Below are 23,255 nucleotides of genomic sequence, written 5' to 3'. Positions count from 1 at the left end.
GACATGGCACTCAACCACGACTTCACCGGGCGCGTTCAAGAGCCGCCCGGCATCTACGAAGTGAGCCGGGAGAAGATCCGCGACTACGCACTCGCGACCGGTGACGCCCGCCCGGCCTATCTGGATCCGGAGGCGGCGAAGGCCCTCGGCTACCCGGACGTCATCGCACCACCGTCTTTCGCCGTCCTGCTCTTCTTCCGCTTCGGCGGCTGGCCGCTGTACGACCCCGAATTCGGGAAGCGGAAGGAACCGGTGTGCGTGCACCGGGCGCAACAGGTCATCCACCGGCGGCCCATTCAGGCCGGAGACCGCCTGGTGCAGACCACACGCGTCGATGACATGGCCGTCCTGGGCCCGCACGAGCAATGGACGATGACGCACACCATCGACACGGTCGACGGGGAACACGTCTGCACGGTCGTCAACACCATCCTGTCCCGCGGCACGGCGGAACCCGATCCGGCGGAACCCGGTCCGGGAGCGGCTCGTACGGCAGAGACCAAGGGGGCATGACAGTGGCCGCACGCGTCGATTACGACGACATCGAGGTCGGTACCGAGGTCCCCGGGCAGCGGTTCACGGTGAAACGGGTCGACCTGCTGCGTTTCTGCGGCGCCTGCTCGGACTTCACCATGACGCACTGGAACGAGCGCGTCGCCAAGTCCGTCGGCCTCCCCGATGTCATCGCCCACGGCACCTTCACCATCGCCGAGGCCGTACGCATTGTCACCGACTGGACCGAGGACCCCGGCACGCTGCTCGAATACTCGGTCCGGCGCTTCTCCCGGCCGGTCGTCGTCCCCGACGACGAGGACGGCGCCACGGTCGACGTGACCGGATACGTGGAGAGGAAACTGCCCGGCCGACGGGCCGTGATCCGGCTGTCGGCCGTATCGGGCGGACACCAGGTCATGGCCGGAGCGCGGGCCGTCGTCCAACTCGCCTGACAGCGACGGCGCGTGACGACGCGCGAAGACATGCGCGGAAACAGCACGAGGGCATGCGCGGGAACAGAGAGACCAGGAACAGAGAGACCAGGAACTGAGAGACGAGGGACACAACCATGACAAGCCCCAGCATCGACGCCGACCGGGCGAGCAGGATCAAGGAAATCGTCACCGACATCCTTGAGATCGAGCCCGACGACATGACGCTCACGAGCCTGTTCAAGGAGGACCACGACGCCGACTCGCTGCTCGCGATAGAGATCCTCGCGTCGCTGGAGAAGAACTTCAGGATCACCATCGGGCAGGACGACCTGGCGCGCATGGTGAACCTCCAGGGCGTCAACGAGGTGGTGGCCGAGGCCGCCGCCAAGGCACGGTAGGCCGCGATGACGTGGCCGGACACCTCTCCGACCTGGCCGGACGTCTCCCCGCCGCGACGGGTCGTCGTCACCGGCCTCGGCGCGGTGACCAGCATCGGGACCGGCGTACGGGACTTCCTCGCCGGGCTGCGCGCGGGGCGCAGCGGAGCCAAGCCCATCACCTCCTTCGACGTCACGGGCTTCGAGCACTCCCAGGGCTGCGAGATCGACGACTTCGCCGCCGAGGACTTCGTCTTCCGTCTCCCGCTGAGTGAGTACGGCCGGGCCAGCCATTTCGCGGCGGCCGCCGCCCGGATGGCCGTCGACGACGCGGCCCTGCCGGTCGAGGTACTGCGCGAGGCCCGGTCACTGGTCACCGTCGGCACCACGGACGGGGAGTCCCGCGACCTGGACCGGCTCGTCCAGCAGGAGGTCGCCGGCGGGCCCGAGCGGATGGACCCGGAGGTCGCCCGGCGCGTTCCGGCCGGGAAACTGTCCGTGGCCGCCGCCCGCGAACTCGGTCTCGTCAACGTCGAGGCGGTGACCCTGCCGACCGCCTGCGCGGCGGGCAACTACGCGATCGGCTATGGCTACGACGCGGTGCGTACCGGAGAGGTCGACTTCGCCCTGTGCGGTGGCGCGGACGCCGTATGCCTGAAGACGTTCGCCGGCTTCTACCGGCTCGGGACCATCGCCCCGGAGCAGTGCCGGCCCTTCGACCTGCACCGGCAGGGCATACTGACCGGCGAAGGCGCGGGTATCCTGCTGCTGGAGAGCCTGGAATCGGCGCTCGGACGCGGCGCGCGCATCCACGCGGAAGTGCTCGGTTACGGGCTCAACTGCGACGCGGACCACCCCGTCGCGCCGAACTCGGACAGCTTCGCCCGCTGCGTACGGCTGGCTCATGACAACGCGGGGATCTCCGCCGACGACGTCGACCTCATCTCCGCCCACGGCACCGGTACGAAGGCCAACGACGTCAGCGAATCCCGCGCCATGCGGCAGGTCTTCGGGGACAAGACCCCGCGCACCGTATCGATCAAGTCGATGATCGGCCACACCATGGGCGCGGCCAGCGCGTTGGCCGCCATCGCGTGCACACTCGCCATCCGCGAGGGCTTCATCCCGCCGACCATCAACCACACCGAGACCGACCCCGAGTGCGACATCGACTGCGTGCCCAACGTGGCCGTCGACGCCGACCTGCGCGTCGTACAGAACAACGCGCTGGCCTTCGGCGGAAACAACGCGGTGCTGATGCTCGGCCGGTACGAACCCGACGGGGGAGGCCCACAATGACCGGACGGCCCGTCATGGGAAGCGTCATGGGAAACACCGCCACCGCGGCAGGCGCGGCAACGACGGCCGCGGACACGGCGACGCCGCGGCCCGGCCCGTACATCTCCACCTGGTCGGCCGTCTCCGCCTTCGGTATCGGCCGCGTGGAGTTCAGCGAGGGCGTACGACGCCGGGAGCCCGCGCTCACCGGCCTCGGCCCCGACGAGGGACCGGCCGCCATGGCGCGGGCCGGACTCGTACCGAACGGCGAACCCCGCGCATTGCTGGGCCGCAAGGGAACCCGCTCCATGGACCGGGCCACAGGGCTGGCCGTCGCCGCCGTGGGCCGGCTGCTCGACGACGGCACGGGCGGCCGTATCGACGGGCTGGACGACAACACCGCGCTGGTGCTCGGCACTTCGAACGGCAGCGTGCGCAGCATCATGAGCTTCACCCGTGACGCGCTGACGGAGGACAAGCCGTACTTCGTCGATCCGGCCCGCTTCCCGAACACCGTCATGAACTGCGCCGCCGGGCAGTCGGCCATCCGCCACGGGCTGCGCGGCCCCAACGTGACGGTCGCGGGCGGTCGCGCCTCCGCGCTGCTCGCCCTGAACCACGCCCGCCGCCTCCAACGCTCGGGCCGCGCCCGCAGTGTGGTCTGCGGCGCGGTGGAGGAGTACTCCCCGGAGCGTGCCTGGCTCGACTGGCACGCGCAGGGCGGCCGGCAGGCACCGGTCATCGGCGAGGGAAGCGCCGTACTGCTGCTGGAGAGCCTGGAGTCGGCGACGGCGGGCGACCGCGCTGCGCTCGCCGAACTGGCCGCGGTGCGGACCGCGTTGCCGGCTCATGAGGCGGACATCGCCACCGTACTGGCCACGTGCCTCCGACAGTCACTCACGGCCGCCGGGATCGTCGCCTCCGACGTCTGGGCCGTCGCGCCGACGGGGGTACGGGGCGACCTCGGCGCGTACGAACGCGCGGGCCTGGCCGACGTTTTCGCCGGACGCGTCCCCCGCGAGGTGGTGTGCTCCGAACTGCTCGGTGACACCTACGCCGCTTCGGCCGCCTTCCAGATCGTCAGCCTCCTCAGCCTCGCCGAACGCGACGCGGACGCGGCGGGACGGGCGGGGCTGGTGACGACGGTGGACGCGGACGGGGTCGTCGGCTGCGCTGTGCTGCTCTTTCCGCACCGCGCCACCACCGACCAACGGCCCTGAGAACGGGACGTGGAGGAGAGGTACGGATGGACAACGGACAGCGGTCCGGAGAGCGGCCGGGACAGAGCTCCGGCCGACAGGGTCCGGCACAGCGACAGGGTCCGGCACAGCGACAGGGTCCGGGGCAGCGGCCCGTCGCCCTGGTGACCGGAGGCTCCCGCGGTATCGGCCGCGCCGTCGTCCGCAGGCTCGCCGAGGACGGCCACGACGTGAGTTTCTGCTACCGGTCGCGGTCCGAAGAGGCACGGGAGGCCGAGAAGGAGGCCGAGGAACACGGAGCCAGGGTCCTCTCCCAGGAGACCGATGTGACGGACCCGGTGGCCGTACGCGCACTCGTCCAGGACACGGAACAGCGGCTCGGGCCCGTCGACGTACTGGTCACCTCGGCCGGAGTCACCCGCGACAAGCCGCTGGTGACCATGGCGGAGGAGGACTGGCACAGCGTGCTCCGGGTGAACCTGGACGGCACGTTCACGGTCTGCCACGCCGTCATCCTGGGGATGATGAAGCGCCGGCGCGGGGTGATCCTCACCCTGTCGTCCACCGCCGGGGTGTACGGCAACCCGACACAGACGAACTACTCCGCCTCCAAGGCCGGGATCATCGGCTTCACCCGCGCCCTGGCCAAGGAAGTGGGCGGGTACGGCGTCCGCGCGAATGTCGTGGCCCCAGGCTTCATCGAGACCGACATGACGGCCGTGCTGGCGGAACGCCAGCGGAAGAAGGCGGTCGACCGTATCCCACTGGGGCGTTTCGGCGGCCCGGACGAGGTCGCGGACCTGGTCGCGTATCTCGCCTCAGCACGCGCCTCGTACATCACCGGAGCCGTCCTCCAGGTCGACGGTGGTCTCACCATCTGATGCCCCAGCCCATCTGATGCCGGCCCATCTGATGCCCCGGCCGGCGTCGGGTTCGGTCCGGCCGGTCCTCAAGGAGCTTCCCTCATGGCAGTGACCCGCCGACCCCGGTCGCGCCCCCGTCCCCTCGTCTACTTCTCCTTCCGAAGTCCGTACTCCTGGCTGGCCCACCACGATCTGACGCGCCATCACCCCGAGGCGGCCCGTGCGGTCCAATGGCGGCCCTTCTGGGAGCCGGACGGGGAGAGCGAACGCGGGCTGGCAGAGACCGGTGGCCGCTTCATCTACACGCCGATGTCCCGTGAGAAGCACCTCTACATGCTCGGCGACGTGCGCCGGCTGGCCAACCGCCGTGGGCTGAAGGTGAGTTGGCCCGGCGACCGCGACGCCTGGTGGGAACCGTCCCACCTCGCCCATCTGGTGGCCGAGGCGGAAGGCAGAGGGCCCGAGTTCATCGAGCGTGTCTACCGGGCGCGCTGGCAGGAGGGGCTCGACATCTCGGACCGCAGGACCGTCGGGAAGCTGGCGGCCGACGTCGGGGTCTCGGCGGCGGCCGAGCGTGCCACCGACGACCCGGACCTCCGTCGGCGCGGTGTCGAAGCCCTCTCGGACGTGGACCACGACGATGTCTTCGGTGTTCCGTTCTTCATCAACGGGCGCCAGAAGTTCTGGGGCCTCGACCGGCTCGCGGACTTCCTCGCCACTCTCGACACCGTCGACAGCCCTGACGCCACCGCTCCGCCCGTCGGGGACCCACCGGATCCGGCGCCGCTGTCCAACCCGCGGTCGAGCGACTACGGCCACGCCGGCGGCTGCGGCTGACGCCCGGCCCGGTCCGTTCTCCCGGCAAGCCGGCCTTGCGGACGGGAACCCCCACCACCGGGTCGCGCGTCGTAACGGGCAGCGTCGTGATCATGGCCACGGGGCAAGGACGGGGCCGAACAGATGGGTGAGACGTGGTGGAGCGGGCGACGAGCCGTGTGGAGCCGGAACCGGAGCCGGAGTCGGGGGCGGCGGCGCCTCAGCGGCGGGACGGCCGGTGGAGTTGGGGCACGGACGCGCGGGCCCGTTCATCCTGGTCGCGCGGGCGGGGTCTCGCCGCGCCAGCCGTACTGACCGCCGGTCTGCTGGCGTTCCACGCCGCCGTGCCCAACACCGCGGGCCACCTCGGCAGTCTGCTGGAGGCGTTCCTGCCGTGGCTCGGCCTGGCCGTTCCGGTGCTGCTAGTCCTGGCGCTGCTGCGCCGCTCGGCCACCGCGCTGGTGGCCGTGCTGCTCCCCGCGGCCGTCTGGGCGGGGCAGTTCGGCGGGCTGCTGCTGCCCGCGGACGACGGCGCGCACGACATCACGGCGGTGCAGCACAACGTCAGTGACGAGAACACCGATCCCGCGGGCACCGCGACCGCCCTGGCCGAGGCCGAACCGGATCTCGTCGCCCTGGAAGAGCTGGTCCCCTCCGCGTTGCCCGCCTATGAGAAAACCCTGGCGCCGGACTACCCCTACCACGCGGTCAAGGGCACGGTCGGACTCTGGTCGAAATATCCGCTGTCGGACGTTCGGTCGCTGGACATCAAGCCGGCGGGGATCGGCGAGGGCTGGAGCCGTGGGCTGCGGTCCAGTGTGCGTATGCCGCAGGGCGAGATCGCGGTGTACGTCGCCCACCTGCCCTCGGTCCGCGTCCGGTCGAGCGGTCTGGAGTCCGATTGGCGGGACGAGAGTGCCGGCCTGCTGGGCGCGGCCATCGCCGCCGAGAAGCTGGACAGGGTGATTCTGCTGGGTGACCTCAACAGCACGGTGGACGACCGCGGACTGGCCCCGGTCACCTCGCGGATGAACACGGCGGAACGGGGCCTCGACTTCAGCTGGCCCGCGGCCTTTCCCGTGTCCCGGATCGACCACGTCATGGCACGCTCGGCGACCGTCACCGACATCCGGACTCTCCCCATGACCGGCAGCGACCATCTTCCGGTGGTCGCCCGCCTCAGGCTCTGACGGTCGCCGCCTCAGGTTCTGACGGTGCCGGGGCGATGTTCCTGGATGCTGGTCGCCGCCCGCCTCAGGTTCCGATCCCTCGCGAGCGCGCGGCTCGGGTCTCTCAGCGGATCAACAGCGCCGGGCAGACCCGGACCACCGCGATGCCCCGGTCCGGGCGCCCCAGCCGGAAGCGCACCTTCCCGTGCAGCACCGTCCCCGAGGCGGCGCGGCCACCCGTCAGCTCCTCCCCGGGGAAGAGCGTGAAGGTCCATCCGCCGCCGACCTCGCAGTCCGGCGGTTCGCCGCCGGACTGGAGCACCCGCGCGCCCCAGATCTGGCGCACCATCAAGTCACGGGTGTCGACCCCGTTCACGGTGAAGGCCTTGACTCCGTGCCCGTCCCGGATATCGGCGTAGCTGCCGAAGTGCAGACCGGCGGGGCCGGTGATCGTGGCCACCGGGGTCCAGTCGGTGCCCTGCCGAACCGGCAGCGCGCCGGCGGGGAGGGCCTTGTCCACGACATCGGCCGTGGGTTTTCCGACCTGGTCCCCGCGCATGGCCGGATCCACGGCCCCACGCGTGTCGAGCTTGGCCGGATCGGGCACCAGCAGCACACCGTAGGTGGCTTCGCCGGCGAACCGGGCGTCCTTGAAGTGCCCGCGCAGGGCGTCGACGGCTCGCCGGGCCCGCTCCCAGCGCTTGGCGGAGATGGTCTTCTGGAGATACGCGGCTGTCGGCACCGGCAGCCCCGCCGCGCCGAGTCCTTCGCGTACGGAGGCACATGTGTTCCAGCCGGACTTGGCCAGCAGTTCGATCTGCTCGTTCGCGAACACCGCAACCTCCGGTGGGCCGTGGGTCATTACCGGCTCGTCACGCTATCGGCTGTCGTCCGCGAGCTTGGGGAGCGCCACTCGGGAAGCGGAAGCGGGAGCGGGAGCGGGAGTGGGAGCCGGTGAGAGGGAGTCGGCGGGAGTGCCGGCGGGCGTCTGCGCGGAAGTCACGGAGGGCGGCGACGGCAACGGCAGCGCGCGCAGCGTGGCCTCGGCCTTGAGCAGCATCTCGTCGTACTCCGCCACCGGGTCCGAGTCCAGGACGATCGCGCCGCCCGCACCGACCGTCAGCTCGTCCCGCCACCGTACGGCCGTGCGAATGACGATATTGAGGTCCGCGCTCCCGGAGAAACCGAGGTAGCCGAGGGCGCCCGCGTACACGCCCCGCGCCTGTCCCTCCAGCGAGTCGATGATCTCCAGCGTGCGGAGCTTCGGCGCCCCGGTCATCGAGCCGCCGGGGAAACACGCCCGTACGCAGTCGATCGCACCGGTGTCCGCGCGCAGCACACCGCGGACTGTGGAGACCAGTTGGTGCACCGTCGCGTAGGACTCCGTGGCCATGAACGTCGGTACGTTCACACTGCCCACTTCGCAGACCCGGCCGAGGTCGTTGCGGAGGAGATCCACGATCATCAGATTCTCCGCGCGTGTCTTGGCGTCGGTCCGCAACGCGTCACGCAGCGCCTTGTCCGTCCCGGGATCGGGGTCACGCCTCGCCGTGCCCTTGATGGGCTTGCTCTCCACGACGCCGTCGCGACCGACCCGGAGGAACCGCTCGGGGGACGAGCTGAAGACCGTGAGTTCGCCCAGGCGCAGCAGCGCGGAGTACGGAGCGGGGTTGAGCCGGCGGAGCCTGCGGTAGTAGGCGAGGTCGTCGGCCGGCGCGGGCAGCCGGACGCTGTTGGTCAGGCATATCTCATAGCTCTCGCCCGCGCGCAGCTGTCGGCGGCACTCCTCGACGTCGGCCAGATACCGCTCCCGCGGTCGCGCCAGCATGCGGGCGACGTCCGGCCGCGCCGGCACCGGGGGAGCGGTGACCCCCGTGACCGTACGGGCGTCGGGCACGGCGTCCGGCAGACCGGCCAGCCGCGCGGCCGTACGGTCGGCCCAGGACAGCGCGGCGCCGGACTCTCCCTCTTCGGCCATCGCTACGACGTACGTCCGGCCCTCCACGTGGTCGACGGCGACGAAGCGGTTGACCCGCAGCCATACCGCGTCCGGCGTCGGTGCCCGGTGGGCGGCGGTCGAGCCCGTATCGGCCTTGAGCTCGTAGCCGAAGAACCCGACGTAGCCGCCGGTGAAGTCGAACGGCAGCTCGTCGGCGCCGTCCACGCGCTGTTCCAGCCGGTCCCTGAGCACGTCGAAGACATCGCCCGACTGGAGATAGGGGATACCGCCCGACGGTTCGACGATCACCGCGCCGTCCCCCACGCGGTAGGTGAGGACTTCACCGCCCGCGCCCTCGGCGTCCCCCAGGAACGAGAACCGCGACAGCCCTTCCTCGACCAGCGCGCTGTCCAGCCAGAACGCCCGGTCGCTCGCCCCGTGCAGCGCGAGGAACGCTGCCTCGGTGTCGATGTGCCGGTCGATACGGCGCGTATGGAGGCGCAGTCCGGTGGGGTCCGGGGAGCTGGAGCGGGGCTCGGTGGAGTCCAGCTCGGTGGAGTCCGGCTCGGTGGAACTCCGCTCGGCTCCTGAGGAGCGGCCCTCCTCGGGGCGGGTGTCGGGACGCGTACGGGAAACCGCGCGCCGCCCCGAACGCACCGCCAGATCACGGAAGTTCGACACCAGCTCGGCGCCGTACTCCGTGCTGATCGACTCCGGATGGAACTGCACGCCCCACAGCGGGAGTTCACGATGAACGAGGCCCATGATCACTCCGTCCTCCGCCCACGCCACCGCTTCCAGCTCCGCCGGGATCGGCTCGGCGACACACAAGGAGTGGTAGCGCACCGCGGTGAACCGCTGCGGAATCCCGGCGAAGAGCCCCTCACCGGTGTGATCGACGGTGGTCAGATGGCCGTGCCGGGGCTCCGGGGCGCTCTCCACGCGCGCGCCGCCCAGCAGCCCGATCCCCTGATGCCCCAGGCAGATTCCGAGAGTGGGCAGCTCCGCCCGCCGCAGCAGATCGCGGGAGTGGCCGAAGTCGCGGTGTTCGTGCGGCCGGCCGGGGCCGGGCGAGACGACCGCGCAGTCGAACCGCTGGAGATCGAGCCCGGCCCACTCCGGGGCATCGTTGCGTACGACCGTCGGCTCCACGCCGTAGACCCCGGCGATCAGTTGATAGAGGTTGTACGTATAGGAATCGTAGTTGTCGACGAGCAGTGTGCGCATGGCCCCTCTCAGGGTCGGACGGTCGTCTGCGGCGGCGTGCGGGCGCCGGGATACGGGGAGCGCCGGAAGTTCCGGCAGCGGAAGGAGCGGAAGGAACGGCGGGAGTCCCGGGAGCCCCGGGCCCGGTCAGCCGGTCGAGACCGTGGACCAGTCGAAGGGGATACGGTCGAGGACTTCCATCTCGTCGCACAGTCGGTGCAGCGCCCCGAAGTCCTGGAGCAGGCGCCGACGGGACGCGTCGTGCTCGACGTCCAGCACCATGTTCCGTCCGCCCTCCACCCCCACCAGGTCGACGATCCGGTGCCAGGTGCGGAAGTCGTTGGCCGCGAACGCCTCCATGCCGTCGGCGAGGGCCGCGAGGAACAGGTCGCGCCGCGGCGGGGCGAGGCGCGCGTACGCCGCCTTGGCTATCTCGTCCGCGATGGACGCGTGGCAGTGCTCGTCCCGGTTGTGCAGAGCGGCGGTGGTCCGGTTGATCGGCTGGATCACCTCGTTGTCCGCGATGAGGTCCAGGTACGCGTTGATGGAGATCTCGGCGACGGTGGTGTAGGCGAGCGTGTCGATCTCGCGGTGGCCCGCCTCCGACGCCAGCGCCATCCGCTGCCCGTACCGCCGGGCCTTGTAGCCGAGCGGCAGCGCCGAATCGGGCATCCGCCAGCCCCGCCGCCGTCGGGTCACCGCGCTCGCGTTCAGGTGCATCAGCGTGTGGTACTGCTCGTCGACCATCGCCTGGGTCACCGCGACGGTCATCGTCTCGCCCAGACCGGTGTCGAAGACATCTGTCATCAGCAGTCCGAAGCCGGGATTCACCACGTGCTGTTCGATGTCCATGACGTTCTTGTTGAACGCAATCCAGGCCCACGCGCGCAGCTTCGCCCTGGTCTCGTCGTCCAGCGCGCGGTACGTCGGGTGGTCGTGGAACGGCAGCAGGCTGTCCGGGTAGTCCGGGCGGTCCGGCTCGAACAGGTCGTCCAGTACGGGTTCTTGCCGCTTGACCGCGGCGCGTCGGTGCCAGTTTCCGGAGAGCCGGCCGATCACGGCGTTCTCCACCGGATCCTGCGGATCGTACGCGGGTAACTCCGCCCGCCCTCCGCCGTTCACCTCGCCACCACGACCATGTCCGGTACCGTGCAAATCTAGACTCATGCATACATTGTACTGCCCTATACTTTTGGGCAGTAGCCCCGGAGTCGAACGGACCCCGTACGAGAGGTGATTGAGTGATGCGGACAGGAGTCTCGCCTCCGGTGCCCGGCACCCCGAGCCCCTGGCACCCGGGCCGCCGACCGCGACCGCGGGCACAGCAGCCGCCCGGCTGGCCGGAGAGCGCCGGTCTGCGGGAGATCCGGAAGCGGCTCGGCGCCCGCCCGCCGCTGGTGACCCCGGCGGAAGTGGCCGGTCTGCGACGGCGGCTGGCCGGTGTCGCGTCCGGCCGTGGCGTGGTGATTCAGATGGGGGACTGCGCCGAGACCTTCGCGCTGCCCACGCCGGCCGACTCGGCCCGCACGGTGGCGCTGGCGCGTACGGCCGCGTCCCTGGTCGAGGAGCGGCTGGGTGTGCGGGTGGTCAGTATCGGCCGCATCGCGGGGCAGTTCTCCAAGCCCCGTACCTCGCCGACCGAGGAGGTGGACGGCGTACAAGTACCGTCCTTCAGGGGTGACTTGGTCAACGCGTCCGCGCCGGACGAACTCTCCCGCCGCCCCGAGCCGCGCAGGCTGCTCTGGGGGTACGAACATGCCGCGCGCACGCTGTCCCTGCTGCGCCGCGCCGGAGCGGACGGCGGTCCCGGGCCCGGCTCCGAGGTCGGCCCCGCCTCCTTCCCCGCGCGCGCCGTCGCGCCCGGACCCGTGCTGTGGACCAGTCACGAGGCGCTGATCCTCGACTACGAGGAGCCCTTGACCCGGTGGGACGCCGCAGGTGAGGCGTGGGTCCTGTGCTCGACGCACTTCCCGTGGGTGGGGGAGCGCACCCGCCATGTCGACGGCGCCCATGTGCGTTTCCTCGCCGAGGTGGCCAACGCGGTCGGCTGCAAGGTCGGTCCGGGTATGACACCGGAGGAGATCGTCCGGCTCGCCGGGATCCTCGACCCCGACCGCCGGCCCGGAAGGCTCGCGCTCATCGCGAGGATGGGAGAGGGGCGCGTAGGGGCGGTGCTGCCGGGTCTGGTGGAGGCCGTGCGCGGGGCGGGACACCCCGTCAGCTGGCTGTGCGACCCCATGCACGGCAACACCGTCCGCGCCTCCAGCGGGCACAAGACCCGGCATATGAGCGCGGTGCTCGCGGAGATCACCGGTTTCGTGGCGGCCGTTCGGAGCGGGGGCGGCAGGCCGGGCGGGCTTCATCTGGAGAGTACGGCCGAGTCCGTCACGGAATGTGTCGGAGGCCGCTCCGGAATCCTGGAGAGCCAGGTGCCCGACGCCTATTACACCGCCTGTGACCCGCGGTTGAATGCCGATCAAGCTCTCGAAGCCGTCGCGTACTTCGCTGATGCTCTGGTGAACTCGAGTGGCGTCTGAGCTGGTTCACGTCATCACCAGGCCAACAGCGAGTCAACCAAGCCCCCGAGAAACCGCGGTGCAGTACAGTTCATAGGAGATGAGGACAGGCCGGGTGCGTTGACCGTATTCTGGACGGGGAATTTCATGACCGTACAACCTCCTATTGACTCGGATGTGATCCTTTCGCCATGGCCGTTACGGGCCGAGTCGAGGGCGACTCAGGTCCGTCAGTTATTGGCGCGTGCCGGTGTACAGCCGGGGGAGCGAATACTGGATATAGACGGCCAACTGTGCGAGCGAGGAACGTCGCGACCACAGCTTGAGGAATTCAGGATCCACGCGGTGCGCGAGAGTGACAGCACCGGTGGGTCCTTCGGTATTTCGGGCCCCCGGTTCGACGCGCTGGTGGCGCTGGACTGCTGGCCGTCGGTTTCGGTCCCGGCCGCGCTGCGCGCCTGGCGCCGGCTGATCGAGGCCGGGCGGGGTGTCATCGTCGTCGCCGGAACCGATACCGGGACCGATACGGGGACGGGCGCCGGGGCCGACGCACGGACAGCGCCGGAGCCCGGAATGGGGGCCGGTGCTGCGGCGAAGGCCGAGGCCCGGCGCGCCTCACAGCAATGGGCCGACGAGTTGAGAGAGGGAGGATTCGAGATCGAGCTGATCGCCAAGTCCCCCGTGACGTCGCACCATTACGAGGCGCTGGCGCAGTCGGCGCGCGGCGCCCGCGCCGCTCTACGCGCGGTGCTCGGGGCCGGGCCGGCGAACTCGTATCTGACTCATGTCGAGCGGCTGGAGGACAGCGTGCGTCTGTCGCGGTCCGAGCGGTTCGAGATCATCGCGCGGGCACCGGGCGGAACCGCTGTCCCGCGAAGCGGCGAGGAACCGCGCCGCTATGGGAATGTCAAAGCGTCGGCGCGCTGCCGAACATGACTCCCGCGCCCGGTGGGTGTGGTGCTCTCGCTCCCGCAGGGCATACCAATGTCCTGCCGGGGTAAGATGTATGCAATGTATAGTGACGCGCAACTAATGCGCGCAACTTTACAAGCTTGCTGAGGGCTTGCGCATCTATTCGAGACGCTACTTCTCGGTGCGGCTTCTCAGTCGTCGGGAGGATGGTGGCCATGAAGAGAGCGATGTCCGAACGTCACGCCAGCGACCAGGAGCAGGGTGCCTGGAACCAGCTCGCGATGTTCCACGCGCGCGTGTCCGCCATGGTGGGACGCTCGTTGCAGGATCGATTCGGGCTTTCCCTCACGGAGTACAGCGCGTTGGAGGCGCTCGCCGAGGCCCCGGGGGCCGATGGGCTCCGTATGCAGGTGCTCGCGGACACCGTCGGCCTGAATCAGAGTTCCGTCAGTCGCCTGGTCGCCCGGCTGGAGCGGGAGGATCTTGTCGAGCGGAACCTGAACCAGCGAGACCGGCGCGGCGTATTCACCACCATTACCCAGGCGGGACGCGAGATGCTGGGCGAAGCGATGCCCGTGTATTCGCAGACGCTCGCCGCCGCATTCGACAGATTGGGCGCCGACCCGGAACTGCGGGAACTGGTCGAGCGAATCGGCCGGTGAGCCGTGGGCCGTTCGGTTCCCGGCCCGTTCCCGGCCTGTTCCCGGCCCGTCGGTATTCGGGCGGGAAATCGATGGTTCGGCTCCCTTCCTGTTGCTGTGGTATGTCGCGCGTGCGAGCCTGGTTCGGGTGTCCTGAAGGACTAGGGAAATAGGGGTTCGATCATGACTGCGCCGGATGCTGTCGAGCGGTATTACGACGCCTGGATCAATCGAAAAGGCGACATGACCCACGTTCCGCTCGCGGAGGACTTCACCTTCGTGGGACCCGTCGGTTCTTTCGATTCGCCCGAAGGATTCCGGGCAATGGCTGCCCAGTTCGGACCCATTGCCCAGGACTTCACGGTCCGTCACCAGTTCTCCGACGGTGATCTGGTGTGCTCGATCGTGGAATGGCACCTCCCGCAGGTGCCGGGCACGACCACCGCCGCCGAACTGCTCACGGTCGAGCACGGCGCCCTCGTGCGTGCCGAGGTCATCTACGACGGCGAGCAACTGCGCAAAGTCGCCGCCGGGTGACGGCGGATCGATGCCGCCCCGAGTGCCGGACACCGGTGCTCGGGGCGGCATCGATCCCGGCGGAGTCAGAGGGGCTTCGCCGCGCGCCGCCCGCGCCGGTGGGGATAGGTGAGCAGCAGAAAGACCGTGGCGACGACAGCGACCGCCTCGGCGACAGCGGTGAGTCTCTTGTCGCCGTACCAGAGGGGCTCGTACATGTTCGGGATCGGGCCCAGCTCACCGACGTCGATGTAACGGTAGACCAGCAGGAGCGCGAGGCCTCCCGCCGCGACGGCCCAGGCGAAGAGGTCGCCCGGCACCCGGCGCCAGACCAGGACGACCAGCGCCGCGAGCGCGGCCAGGCCGGCCTCGATACGGAAGAGCGTGCCCTGGCTGATGCTCGCGGAGACGGTGTCGTACTGGTCGGCCAGCTGCGCGTGCAGGTAGGCGTCCACCGCGAGGCCGGCCGCGGCCAGGACGCGGGCCGCTCCCCTCAGCAGCCGGAGCGTCTGCCCACGACGAGAAGGTACGGCGGAGGTGTCTGCTGACATCGCGTCTCCTGTTGCACCGGGGCGGCACTTCTCGAACACGGCGTAAAGATCCGTAAGGACCCCTGAGGGCATCACCCACTACACGGCACCCCCGGGGACGGGGCCACTGGACAGAGCCGTCCGGCGTACCCGCCGCCACGGCCCGCCCCGTCCGATATCTCCAGCGTCACGATGACCCGGCGCACCGTGCCCAGCGGGCCAGGTCCGCTGTTCTCCAGGTGGAAGTTCGACGGCGCGCCGCCGTGATCCGTACCGAGCACGGCGGCCGTGATCGACGCAGTGAGGAGCCTGACGCAGTGAACGCAGCAGCAATGAGACGGATGGGCCGGCCCGTCCCGCCGTCACACGGTGGGCAGCGCCGACGGCCGCCGCGTACGCGCGTCGGGCTGTGGATCGCCCTGGCCGCCGCCTGCCTGGTGCTGGGGACGGCCGGGACGGGCGGCTGGTTCTACACCGAGCTCAGCGGCAACATCCGCGGCGCGGGCGTGGACGACGCGCTCGGCGACAACCGGCCCGGAGCCACCAGGGGCGGAGAGAACATCCTGGTCATCGGCTCCGACAGCCGCCGGGGGCTGGGCGGGGCCTACGGCAGGGGCCTGACCACGATGCAGTCCGACACCCTGATGCTGCTGCATGTCGGCGGAAGCGGTCGGTGGGCCACCGTGGTGTCCTTCCCCCGTGACTCCTGGGTACGGATCCCCGCCTGCGAGCAAGGCAACGGCACCTCGTCCGTACCGCACCACTTCAAGATCAACGCCGCGTTCGCGATCGGCGGCGCCACCGGCGACACCGCCAAGGCCGCCGCCTGCGCGATCAAGACCGTCGAACAGAACACACGCGTACGGGTCGATCACTTCATGATCGTGGACTTCCAGGGGTTCACCGGCATGGTCAACGCCCTTGGTGGCGTCGAGGTCTGCCCCACGCGGCCCATCCACGACAGGAGAGCGCATCTGGACCTCCGGGCGGGGTGCCAGACGGTCAAGGACGACCAGGCTCTCGGCTATGTACGGGCCCGCTACAGCCTCGGTGACGGAACGGACATCGGCCGTATCGGCCGTCAGCAGGAGTTCATGCGGGCCCTCACCACCAAGGCAAAGGCCAGGCTGTACAACCCCAAGGCGCTGTACGGCTTCCTCGACTCGGCCACCAAGTCACTGACCACCGACCCCGATCTGGCGGGACTCCGGCCTCTCTACGAACTGGCCTCCGGCGTCAAGGGCCTCCCCACCGACCGGATCGAGTTCCTGACCGTGCCCCACTACCCCCGGGCGCGGGATGTGCCCGGGGACATGGCCAATGTGGTCTGGAACCCGCCCGCGGCCCGGCAGTTGTTCACCGCGCTCACGGACGACCGGGAGATGACCGGGGCCCGTCTCAGGAAAGCGGCCGGCCAACTGCCCCCGGCCGCGAACACCGTTCCGGTGGCGGTCCTCAACGGCACCGACACCACCGGTAAGGCCCGTGCGGTCGCGGGCCAGTTGAGCGAGCTCGGCTTCCGGATCACCGCCACCGGCAACGCCCCCGAACCGGTGGGACGGAGCACCCTCACCTATCCGGAAGGCCTCGCAGGCCAGGCCAGGGCCCTGGCCGAGAGGATCCCCGGACTCGACCCCACTGTCTCCGACCGGGCCGTCCCCGGCACCGTGACTCTCACCATCGGCCCCGACCTGCCCGTACTCCGTGGGTGACCACCGGGTCCGCCGCTTCGACCCGGCGGGCAGGTCGACCGGTGGGCAAGTCGACCACGTGGTAAAGGAGTCGGGCATTTTCTTCGCGGCCCCGTTTCATGGACCACCGTCGTGCACATGGAAGGGCACGGTGGTCACCACGATCTTCGGCAGGGGCCGCAAGGCACGCCGCAGTCGTCCCGCCAGATGGCTGTGGAGCACACGGTGCCACCGGTGCCGTACGACGATCTCCGGGAGAATGACGGTGATGGTCAGGTCCGGGCGTTGGCGGTGCAGCGACTCGATGTAACTGATCAGCGGCGCCACGACCGCCCGGTAGGGGGAGATCACGATGCGCAGCGGGAGACGGTCGCCCCACAGGTGCCAGCTCTCGCGGAAGCACTCGGCGTCCTCATCGCTGGGGCTGACGTGCAGGACGAGGACGGGCTGCTGGAGGGACGCCGCATAGGCCAGCGCGCGCATGCTCGCCTGGTGCAGCGCGTCGATCGGGACGAGGGACAGGTGGCGGATCTCCTCGGGGGTGTCTTCGCTCTCCGCGTCCTGGTCACCGCCGGACGGCGCCGACGGCGCGGAGGGCGCGGACGGCGCGGGCGGCGCGGGCGGTACGGACGGCGCGGGCCGGTCAGAAGGCTGTGCGGGGCGGGCGCGCGGCGCGGGCTCCGCCGGTGCGTGGGCGTCGGGCAGTGGCGAGATCGTACGGCTGGGAATCTCGATCGTCTGCGGGTGAAGCCGCAACGCCCGCCGCACCATGTCGTAGTGGCGCCGGATGCGCGTCGTCACCAGAAGGAACCCGGCGACGGCCAGAATGGCGAGCCACGCGCCCTCCGTGAACTTGGTGATTCCGGCCGTGATGAAGACGACAGCCGAGAGCAGCGCGCCGGTCGCGTTGAAACACAGGCTCTTGCGCCAGTGCCGGTCGCGCCTGCGCCACCAATGCACCACCATGCCGCTCTGCGACAGGGTGAAAGCGAGGAACACACCGACGGCGTACAGCGGAATCAGCGTCGCGGTCTTGCCGTCGAACGCGACATAGACCACCGCCGCGGCCACGGACAGCACAATGATTCCGTTGCTGAAGGCCAGCCGGTCTCCCAGCCGCAGGAAGATTCTCGGCGCCTGGCTGTCGCGCGCCAGCAGGAACAGCACCCGGGGGAAGTCGTTGTACGCGGTGTTCGCCGCGAGCAGGAGCACCAGCGCGGTCGCCGCCTGGGTAAAGACATACATGCCGCCCGACCCGAAGCTGTGATGGGCCAGTTGGGACAGTACGGTCTCCTGCGACCGCGGGACGACACCCTCCAGATACACCATGGCGACCGTGCCGGCGAACAGCGTGATGAGCAGCCCGATCATCCAGGACAGGGTCGTACGCGCATTGCGCCATGCGACGGGCCGGAAGGCGGGCACCGCGTTGGAGATCGCCTCGATACCGGTCATCGCCGTCGAACCGGAGGCGAAGGCCCGCATCACCAGCAGCAGGCCGACGCCCTCGGTCGCGTGGAGCGGCGGGGTCGGCAAAGGCTCGAAGCCCCGGCCGGCCGCCTCGTACACACCGGTCGCCACCAGCGCGAAAATGGCGATGATGAAGGCGTACGTGGGCGCGGCGAACAGCGCGCCGGCCTGCCGGACGCCCCGCAGGTTCCCCGCGAGCAGGACCGCGATGACCAGCACGCCGATCAGGACGACATCATCGGCCAGTTGGGGGAGCGCCGAGGTGACCGCCGCCATCCCGGACGAGACGGAGACGGCGACCGTCAGGATGTAGTCGGTCATCAGGCCGGCCGCGGCCATCAGCCCCGGTACGCGGCCGAGATTGTCCGTCGCGACGATGTACGATCCGCCGCCGTGCGGATACGCGCGGATCGTCTGGCGGTACGACAACCCGACCGCCAGCATCAGGAAGACGATCGCCAGGGACACCGGAACCGAGTAGCCGAGCCCCGCGGTACCGCCGAGCACCAGCACCGCCAGCAAGGCCTCGGGGCCGTACGCGACCGACGACAGCGCGTCCGCAGAGAGAACCGGCAAGGCCACGATCTTGCGCATGCGCTCGCGCGCGATCGCCGTACTCCTCAACGGCGCCCCCAGGACCGCCCGTCGCAGGTGGGTGCCGAAACTCCTGGCCCGGCCAGTGCCTTCCCCGTCGGTCTCCACCTCGCCCACGTCCGCACCGGACGGCCTCCCGCCGAACGGGGGCACACGTACGAAACGGCCGAAGCGGGCGGGCACGATCTGCGCGGGCTCGGGATAGCTGCCGACATCGGGATCCACCGGCAGCGCATCGCGCCACGCGTCCGGAGCGGCGGACACCCGACCCCACTCCCGCCCCACCAGCCGCAGCAGCATGGACTGCTCCGCGTCGGGCTTCTCCACGACGACCGGCGCGCCGGCGGTGTCACCGGCCGTGTCCCCCGGGTCCTGGCGGCGCCGTCCGTCTTCTCCTTGATTGACCGTCACGCTCGCGAGTCTCTGCGGGGAGCCCGGGTGCCGGTCGCTCCTGGGGCGGACGACACACGGGCGGGAACGCCGACAACCCGTTCGGGCGTACGGCGAGTGAGGGCACGGCCGCCAACCCGGCCCCCCGGCCACAGGTACGGCCGGAGGCAGGCCGGAGGTACGGCCGAAGGGGCCGGATCGCGCGGGCATGCGGGTCGTCAAGGTGGAGTCGGGCAGCCTACGAGGCAGTCTTCGGCAGCCCCACGGGGTTGAGCTCCGAAGAGGGCACCGCCTCGTTCGACAGTCCCCAGCGCTTCAGGACCTTCCCGTACGCGCCGTTCCTGACCACGGTGTTGAGCGCCTCGTGAACCGGCTTGATCAGGCCGTTGTCCTTCTTGGTGGTGGCCGCGATCTTGCCCTGCACGGCGGTGCCCGCTCCCGAGAACGTACCGACGATCTCGGTCTGCCCGGTGGAGGCCGCATGGTAGGCGGCGACCGGGTTCGGGCCGAGATAGGCGTCGAGGCGTCCGGAGCCGAGCGCCAGATAGTAGTCGCTGGTGTTCTGGTAGATCTTGATGTCGGTGGGCTTACGCCCCTTCCGTACGTTCTCCTTGCTCCAGTCGACCAGCAGTTTCTCCTGGTTGGTGCCGGAGGAGACCCCGATGCTCCTGCCCGCCACGTCCTTCGGGCCCTTCACCCGCCAGCCGGTGCCCTTCTTGGCCTCGAAGGCGATGTTGTCCAGCCGATAGGTCGCGAAGTCGTACTTCTCCTTGCGCTCCTCGGTGACGGTGATGTTGCTGAGGCCGACGTCGTACTTGCCGCTGTCGAGACCGACGAAGATGTTCGCCCAGTCGACCGGGTTGTAGTGCAGCTTGAGCCCGAGCACATCCGCCACCAGTGAGGCGATGTCCGGTTCCACGCCGATCACGGTCTTGTCGTCGGTGGCGTAGAAGGTCAACGGGGGTACAGAACCAGCGGAGTTGACGACTTCCAGGGTGCCCCGCTTCCGGATCGACGCCGGCACCAGTGCGGCGATGGAGTCCACCTTGGCCGTGGTGACGCGCTTCTGGTCGGGGCCCAGGTTGATCTGGAGGCCGTTCTTCCCACCGCCCTTCGCGGCGACTTCGTCCGTGGTGCCGTCGGCGGAGTTCCCGCATCCGGTGAGCGAGAACGCGGTGACGAGGCCGAGCAGGGCGGCGGAGGCGCGGAGGATACGTCGGGGTGGCACGGAGGAGCTCCTTTTTCGAAGGCGGGAGTCGCGCGAGAGGTCCTGTGACCCAGGACCTGGGTCACAGGACCTTGGACAGGAATGCCTTGGTGCGTTCGTGCTGGGGACGGTCGAGGACCTCGGCGGGCGGGCCCTGCTCGACGATCACTCCCTCGTCCATGAAGACGACGGTGTCGGCGACCTCACGGGCGAAGCCGATCTCATGCGTGACGACGATCATGGTGGTACCGGTACGGGCCAGATCCTTGATCACATCGAGGACCTCACCCACCAACTCGGGATCCAGCGCCGAGGTTGGCTCGTCGAAGAGCAGCACCTTCGGCTCAGGTGCGAGCGCGCGGGCGATGGCCACGCGCTGCTGCTGGCCACCGGAGAGCTGCCGCGGATAGGCCCCAACCTTGTCGGTGAGCCCCACCCGCTCCAGCAGCCGCTCGGCCTGTTCGACGGCGGTCCTACGGGGTCGGCGCAGCGCCGAGACCGGGGCCTCGATGATGTTCTCCACCACGGTGAGGTGCGGGAAGAGATGGAAGTTCTGGAAGACGAATCCGATGTGCAGGCGCTGCTTGAGGACCTCCCGCTCCTTGAGTTCATGCAGCTTGGAGCCGGAGCGGCGATAACCGATCAGCTCGCCGTCGATGCTGACGTACCCCCGGTCCAGCCGTTCGAGATGGTTGATGGCGCGCAGCAGCGTCGACTTTCCGGAGCCCGAGGGGCCGAGTACGACGGTGACCTCTCCGGTGCGGACCTGGAGATCGACCCCGCGCAGCACCTCCAGCGCGCCGAAGCTCTTGTGGACGCCGCGCACATCGACCATCAGAGCGCCGTCGGCGTACGGATCGGAGCCGGCGTACGGATCGGAGTCGGCGGCCGGATCGGCGTGGGGGATCAGGGAAGGCGACTGGGTGTCGGTGCTCATCGTGGGAAACCTCCGGTGGCGGCAGTGGCCCGCATCCTGCGGGTGAAGGCGCGGGCCCGCTGGAACGGGGTGGGCGGGGGCGTGCGTTCCGCACCGCGAGCGAAGTGCCGCTCCACGTAGTACTGGACGATGGTCAGCAGGGTGGTCAGCAGGATGTACCAGACGGTGGCGACCATCAGCAGGGGAACGACCCGCCCGTTACGGCCGTAGATCACCTGCACCTGGTAGAACAGCTCCCCGATGGCCATCACGGAGACGATCGAAGTGCCCTTGAAGAGGGAGATGACCTCGTTGGCGGCGTTGGGGAGGATGCCGCGCATCGCCTGCGGCAGCAGGATGCGGCGCAGTTGGCGCCGCCGGGGGATGCCCAGGGCGGCGGCGGCCTCCAACTGCCCTGCGTCGACCGAGATGATCCCGCCGCGGATGATCTCCGCGGCATAGGCGGCCTGGTGCAGCGCGAGCCCGATGACGGCGGCGGAGAGGGCGCCGACCAGGTTCATCGTGTCGAAGCTCCACAGGACCGGGCCGAAGGGGATGCCGATCCCCAACTCCTTGTAGAGATAGGCCAGGTTGAACCAGAACAGCAGCTGCACGATGAGCGGGATGGAGCGGAACGCCCAGATGTACGTCCAGGCGACCGTCTGCAGAATGACGCTTCTGCTCAGCCGCATAAAGGCGAGGACGATGCCGAGTGCGAAGCCCAGGACCGTTCCGTAGGCGGTGAGTTGGAGCGTCACCCAGACGGCCTTGAGCACGGTGTCGGTGGACAGATAGAGGAAGAAGGTGTCCCATTCCCAGCCCGGGTTGGTGACCAGACCGTGGATGAACTGCGCGACGACGACAAGGGCGGCCACGCCGGCCACCCAACGCCAGTAGTGACGTGCGGGAACGACCTTCAGCGCGGCGGGGTCCCCGGAGGAGAGGTTTTTGGAGGAGGGGTCCCCGGAGGGGAGGGGCCCGGAGGCGGGATCGGCGCCGGACGGTGCCGGTGGTCCGGACGGCCGGACCTTCCCGGGCGGTTCGGGCGCCGACCGGGTGGCGGCGGTGCCGGTGGGGGATGTCATCGGGGGCTCCTGTCGGTACTTCTCTACTTCTTCTGCTTCGTCTACTTCTTCTCGGGCGGGCTGATCCGGGACTCCTCGATGGCGGAGTCCTTCGTTCCCCACTTGTCGACGATTCGGGCGTAAGTGCCGTTGTCGATCAGCCTGTTCACGGCTCCCTGGAACGCCTTGAGCAGCGGGGAGTTCTTCGTGAAGGCGAAGCCCACGTCGAGCCGGTGGAATTCGTTCAGGAACCTGACCCCGGCCGCCGGCTGGTCCGCCTGATAGCGCAGGCCGTTGATCGTCGACATGACCACATCGACCCGGTTCTGCTGGAGGCTGGTGAGCAGTGCCCCGTTGTCGGAGTACACGTTGACCGTGTACGGCTTCTTGCCCGCGTCGGCGCAGACACCCTTCCGGGAGTTGAGGGTCGTCTCGAAAGTGGTGCCCGCACCCACTCCGACGGTCTTGCCGCACAGCTGGTCGAGCCGGGTCACCTTGGCGAGGCTCTTGTCGTCCTTCCGGACGGAGAACCCCTGACCGTCATTGATGTAGGTGACGAAGTCGATCGTCCGGCGGCGCTCGTCGGTCACCCCGAAATTTCCGGTGCCCACGTCGTACTTGCCACTGCCGAGCGCGGGCAGGATCGTCTCGAAGCCGGCCTCCTGGCGCTCCAGCTCCAGTCCCAGGAGCTTGCCCACGGCATCGGCGATGTCGATGTCCTGGCCTGCGGGCCGACGGCTCGACGCGCTGGGGAAGTAGGCACTGGGCGGCGCCCCCACGGAAGTAGCGATCCGGAGCGTCCCCCGCTTCCGTACGTCCTCGGGCAGCAGCTTCGCCAGTGAGGCGTCCTTCTTCAGCGACGCGGTGACATTTTCCGACGGGGCGGGCGCGGTACCGTCCGCGGTCTCCTGCCCGGACGCCGCGTCCGTTCCGCACCCCGCCAGGGCAGGCAGGAGCAGGGCAACCGTCAGCGCGGCGGTCACCGCGTGGCGCACGGGCCGGTGACGGCTCGGGATCAGGGTGTGCACGGGG

At 69.6% G+C, this 23,255-nt stretch carries 22 protein-coding genes; 13 read left to right on the top strand and 9 right to left on the bottom strand.

Going from position 1 to position 23,255, the window contains the following annotated elements; genetic code table 11:
• Positions 1 to 3: 3 nt before the first annotated feature.
• The 8 genes from ACIQD6_RS10555 (at position 4) to ACIQD6_RS10520 (ending at position 6,652) form a co-directional block, all read left to right on the top strand.
• A complete protein-coding gene (locus ACIQD6_RS10555; RefSeq protein WP_401880474.1) occupies positions 4 to 513 on the top strand; it encodes a MaoC family dehydratase N-terminal domain-containing protein in 510 nt (169 codons plus the stop codon).
• Positions 514 to 515: 2 nt separating this feature from the next.
• Complete coding sequence (locus tag ACIQD6_RS10550) at positions 516 to 947, top strand: MaoC/PaaZ C-terminal domain-containing protein (RefSeq protein WP_401880806.1); 432 nt, start codon at positions 516 to 518, stop codon at positions 945 to 947.
• Between the two features lie 116 nt (positions 948 to 1,063).
• On the top strand, positions 1,064 to 1,327 hold the full coding sequence (locus ACIQD6_RS10545; protein WP_401880472.1) for an acyl carrier protein: 264 nt from the start codon (positions 1,064 to 1,066) through the stop codon (positions 1,325 to 1,327).
• Between the two features lie 6 nt (positions 1,328 to 1,333).
• The gene (locus ACIQD6_RS10540; protein WP_401880470.1) at positions 1,334 to 2,605 is read left to right on the top strand and encodes a beta-ketoacyl-[acyl-carrier-protein] synthase family protein; all 1,272 of its coding nucleotides are present in this window, start codon (positions 1,334 to 1,336) and stop codon (positions 2,603 to 2,605) included.
• Positions 2,602 to 3,804: a beta-ketoacyl synthase N-terminal-like domain-containing protein gene (locus tag ACIQD6_RS10535; protein ID WP_401880469.1), complete on the top strand. Its 1,203-nt coding sequence runs from the start codon at positions 2,602 to 2,604 to the stop codon at positions 3,802 to 3,804. The genes ACIQD6_RS10540 and ACIQD6_RS10535 overlap by 4 nt, the downstream gene beginning before the upstream one ends.
• Positions 3,805 to 3,947: 143 nt before the next feature.
• Positions 3,948 to 4,664 (top strand): 3-oxoacyl-[acyl-carrier-protein] reductase, encoded by a 717-nt coding sequence (gene fabG / locus ACIQD6_RS10530; RefSeq protein WP_401880467.1) that lies wholly within the window; start codon positions 3,948 to 3,950, stop codon positions 4,662 to 4,664.
• Positions 4,665 to 4,748: 84 nt separating this feature from the next.
• Entirely contained in the window at positions 4,749 to 5,483 is a 735-nt protein-coding gene (locus ACIQD6_RS10525) for a 2-hydroxychromene-2-carboxylate isomerase (RefSeq protein ID WP_401880466.1), read from the top strand.
• 290 nt (positions 5,484 to 5,773) lie between these two features.
• The gene (locus tag ACIQD6_RS10520; RefSeq protein WP_401880804.1) at positions 5,774 to 6,652 is read left to right on the top strand and encodes an endonuclease/exonuclease/phosphatase family protein; all 879 of its coding nucleotides are present in this window, start codon (positions 5,774 to 5,776) and stop codon (positions 6,650 to 6,652) included.
• A gap of 103 nt (positions 6,653 to 6,755) precedes the next feature.
• Here the strand turns inward: ACIQD6_RS10520 and ACIQD6_RS10515 are convergent, their stop codons facing one another.
• The 3 genes from ACIQD6_RS10515 to ACIQD6_RS10505 form a co-directional block, all read right to left on the bottom strand.
• The gene (locus ACIQD6_RS10515) at positions 6,756 to 7,466 is read right to left on the bottom strand and encodes a hypothetical protein (protein ID WP_401880464.1); all 711 of its coding nucleotides are present in this window, start codon (positions 7,464 to 7,466) and stop codon (positions 6,756 to 6,758) included.
• A 42-nt stretch (positions 7,467 to 7,508) separates the two neighbouring features.
• Complete coding sequence (gene pabB / locus ACIQD6_RS10510; RefSeq protein ID WP_401880462.1) at positions 7,509 to 9,797, bottom strand: aminodeoxychorismate synthase component I; 2,289 nt, start codon at positions 9,795 to 9,797, stop codon at positions 7,509 to 7,511.
• 126 nt (positions 9,798 to 9,923) lie between these two features.
• Positions 9,924 to 10,943 carry a diiron oxygenase gene (locus tag ACIQD6_RS10505; RefSeq protein WP_401880460.1) on the bottom strand — a complete coding sequence of 340 codons (1,020 nt, stop codon included), beginning with the start codon at positions 10,941 to 10,943 and terminating at the stop codon, positions 9,924 to 9,926.
• A 77-nt stretch (positions 10,944 to 11,020) separates the two neighbouring features.
• On the opposite strand from ACIQD6_RS10505, the gene ACIQD6_RS10500 reads away from it, so the two are divergent.
• The 4 genes from ACIQD6_RS10500 (at position 11,021) to ACIQD6_RS10485 (ending at position 14,382) form a co-directional block, all read left to right on the top strand.
• Positions 11,021 to 12,313 (top strand): 3-deoxy-7-phosphoheptulonate synthase, encoded by a 1,293-nt coding sequence (locus ACIQD6_RS10500; protein WP_401880458.1) that lies wholly within the window; start codon positions 11,021 to 11,023, stop codon positions 12,311 to 12,313.
• Positions 12,314 to 12,637: 324 nt separating this feature from the next.
• A complete protein-coding gene (locus ACIQD6_RS10495; protein WP_401880456.1) occupies positions 12,638 to 13,228 on the top strand; it encodes a hypothetical protein in 591 nt (196 codons plus the stop codon).
• A 191-nt stretch (positions 13,229 to 13,419) separates the two neighbouring features.
• Entirely contained in the window at positions 13,420 to 13,866 is a 447-nt protein-coding gene (locus ACIQD6_RS10490) for a MarR family winged helix-turn-helix transcriptional regulator (protein ID WP_401880454.1), read from the top strand.
• Positions 13,867 to 14,028: 162 nt separating this feature from the next.
• Positions 14,029 to 14,382, top strand: a complete 354-nt coding sequence (locus ACIQD6_RS10485; RefSeq protein WP_401880452.1) for a nuclear transport factor 2 family protein — start codon at positions 14,029 to 14,031, stop codon at positions 14,380 to 14,382.
• 65 nt (positions 14,383 to 14,447) lie between these two features.
• On the opposite strand, the gene ACIQD6_RS10480 is transcribed toward ACIQD6_RS10485, so the two are convergent.
• Positions 14,448 to 14,912: a hypothetical protein gene (locus tag ACIQD6_RS10480; RefSeq protein ID WP_401880451.1), complete on the bottom strand. Its 465-nt coding sequence runs from the start codon at positions 14,910 to 14,912 to the stop codon at positions 14,448 to 14,450.
• A gap of 296 nt (positions 14,913 to 15,208) precedes the next feature.
• On the opposite strand from ACIQD6_RS10480, the gene ACIQD6_RS10475 reads away from it, so the two are divergent.
• Positions 15,209 to 16,603 carry an LCP family protein gene (locus ACIQD6_RS10475; RefSeq protein WP_401880449.1) on the top strand — a complete coding sequence of 465 codons (1,395 nt, stop codon included), beginning with the start codon at positions 15,209 to 15,211 and terminating at the stop codon, positions 16,601 to 16,603.
• 96 nt (positions 16,604 to 16,699) lie between these two features.
• Here the strand turns inward: ACIQD6_RS10475 and ACIQD6_RS10470 are convergent, their stop codons facing one another.
• From ACIQD6_RS10470 to ACIQD6_RS10450, 5 genes are all read right to left on the bottom strand, one after another.
• Positions 16,700 to 18,646, bottom strand: a complete 1,947-nt coding sequence (locus ACIQD6_RS10470) for an APC family permease (RefSeq protein ID WP_401880802.1) — start codon at positions 18,644 to 18,646, stop codon at positions 16,700 to 16,702.
• 628 nt (positions 18,647 to 19,274) lie between these two features.
• Entirely contained in the window at positions 19,275 to 20,264 is a 990-nt protein-coding gene (locus ACIQD6_RS10465; protein WP_401880447.1) for an ABC transporter substrate-binding protein, read from the bottom strand.
• 61 nt (positions 20,265 to 20,325) lie between these two features.
• Complete coding sequence (locus ACIQD6_RS10460) at positions 20,326 to 21,078, bottom strand: amino acid ABC transporter ATP-binding protein (RefSeq protein ID WP_401880800.1); 753 nt, start codon at positions 21,076 to 21,078, stop codon at positions 20,326 to 20,328.
• 98 nt (positions 21,079 to 21,176) lie between these two features.
• Complete coding sequence (locus ACIQD6_RS10455; RefSeq protein ID WP_401880445.1) at positions 21,177 to 22,244, bottom strand: amino acid ABC transporter permease; 1,068 nt, start codon at positions 22,242 to 22,244, stop codon at positions 21,177 to 21,179.
• A gap of 41 nt (positions 22,245 to 22,285) precedes the next feature.
• Positions 22,286 to 23,242, bottom strand: coding sequence for an ABC transporter substrate-binding protein (locus ACIQD6_RS10450; RefSeq protein ID WP_401880798.1), 957 nt, complete (start codon positions 23,240 to 23,242; stop codon positions 22,286 to 22,288).
• Between the last annotated feature and the right edge of the window lie 13 nt (positions 23,243 to 23,255).

The organism is Streptomyces sp. NPDC088400 (genome assembly GCF_044753355.1).
In the GTDB taxonomy this organism is placed as follows: Bacteria; Actinomycetota; Actinomycetes; order Streptomycetales; family Streptomycetaceae; genus Streptomyces.
This window is presented reverse-complemented; position numbering and strand designations above follow the sequence as displayed.

Excerpts from the sequence above, each read along its gene's own strand:
- ACIQD6_RS10535 (WP_401880469.1), top strand. The coding sequence starts at position 2,602 with ATGACCGGACGGCCCGTCATGGGAAGCGTCATGGGAAACACCGCCACC.
- ACIQD6_RS10485 (WP_401880452.1), top strand. The coding sequence starts at position 14,029 with ATGACTGCGCCGGATGCTGTCGAGCGGTATTACGACGCCTGGATCAAT.
- ACIQD6_RS10500 (WP_401880458.1), top strand. The coding sequence starts at position 11,021 with ATGCGGACAGGAGTCTCGCCTCCGGTGCCCGGCACCCCGAGCCCCTGG.
- ACIQD6_RS10505 (WP_401880460.1), bottom strand. The coding sequence starts at position 10,943 with ATGAGTCTAGATTTGCACGGTACCGGACATGGTCGTGGTGGCGAGGTG.
- ACIQD6_RS10540 (WP_401880470.1), top strand. The coding sequence starts at position 1,334 with ATGACGTGGCCGGACACCTCTCCGACCTGGCCGGACGTCTCCCCGCCG.
- ACIQD6_RS10480 (WP_401880451.1), bottom strand. The coding sequence starts at position 14,912 with ATGTCAGCAGACACCTCCGCCGTACCTTCTCGTCGTGGGCAGACGCTC.
- ACIQD6_RS10470 (WP_401880802.1), bottom strand. The coding sequence starts at position 18,646 with ATGCGCAAGATCGTGGCCTTGCCGGTTCTCTCTGCGGACGCGCTGTCG.
- ACIQD6_RS10460 (WP_401880800.1), bottom strand. The coding sequence starts at position 21,078 with ATGGTCGATGTGCGCGGCGTCCACAAGAGCTTCGGCGCGCTGGAGGTG.
- ACIQD6_RS10490 (WP_401880454.1), top strand. The coding sequence starts at position 13,420 with ATGAAGAGAGCGATGTCCGAACGTCACGCCAGCGACCAGGAGCAGGGT.
- ACIQD6_RS10545 (WP_401880472.1), top strand. The coding sequence starts at position 1,064 with ATGACAAGCCCCAGCATCGACGCCGACCGGGCGAGCAGGATCAAGGAA.
- pabB (WP_401880462.1), bottom strand. The coding sequence starts at position 9,797 with ATGCGCACACTGCTCGTCGACAACTACGATTCCTATACGTACAACCTC.
- ACIQD6_RS10525 (WP_401880466.1), top strand. The coding sequence starts at position 4,749 with ATGGCAGTGACCCGCCGACCCCGGTCGCGCCCCCGTCCCCTCGTCTAC.
- ACIQD6_RS10455 (WP_401880445.1), bottom strand. The coding sequence starts at position 22,244 with ATGACATCCCCCACCGGCACCGCCGCCACCCGGTCGGCGCCCGAACCG.
- ACIQD6_RS10555 (WP_401880474.1), top strand. The coding sequence starts at position 4 with ATGGCACTCAACCACGACTTCACCGGGCGCGTTCAAGAGCCGCCCGGC.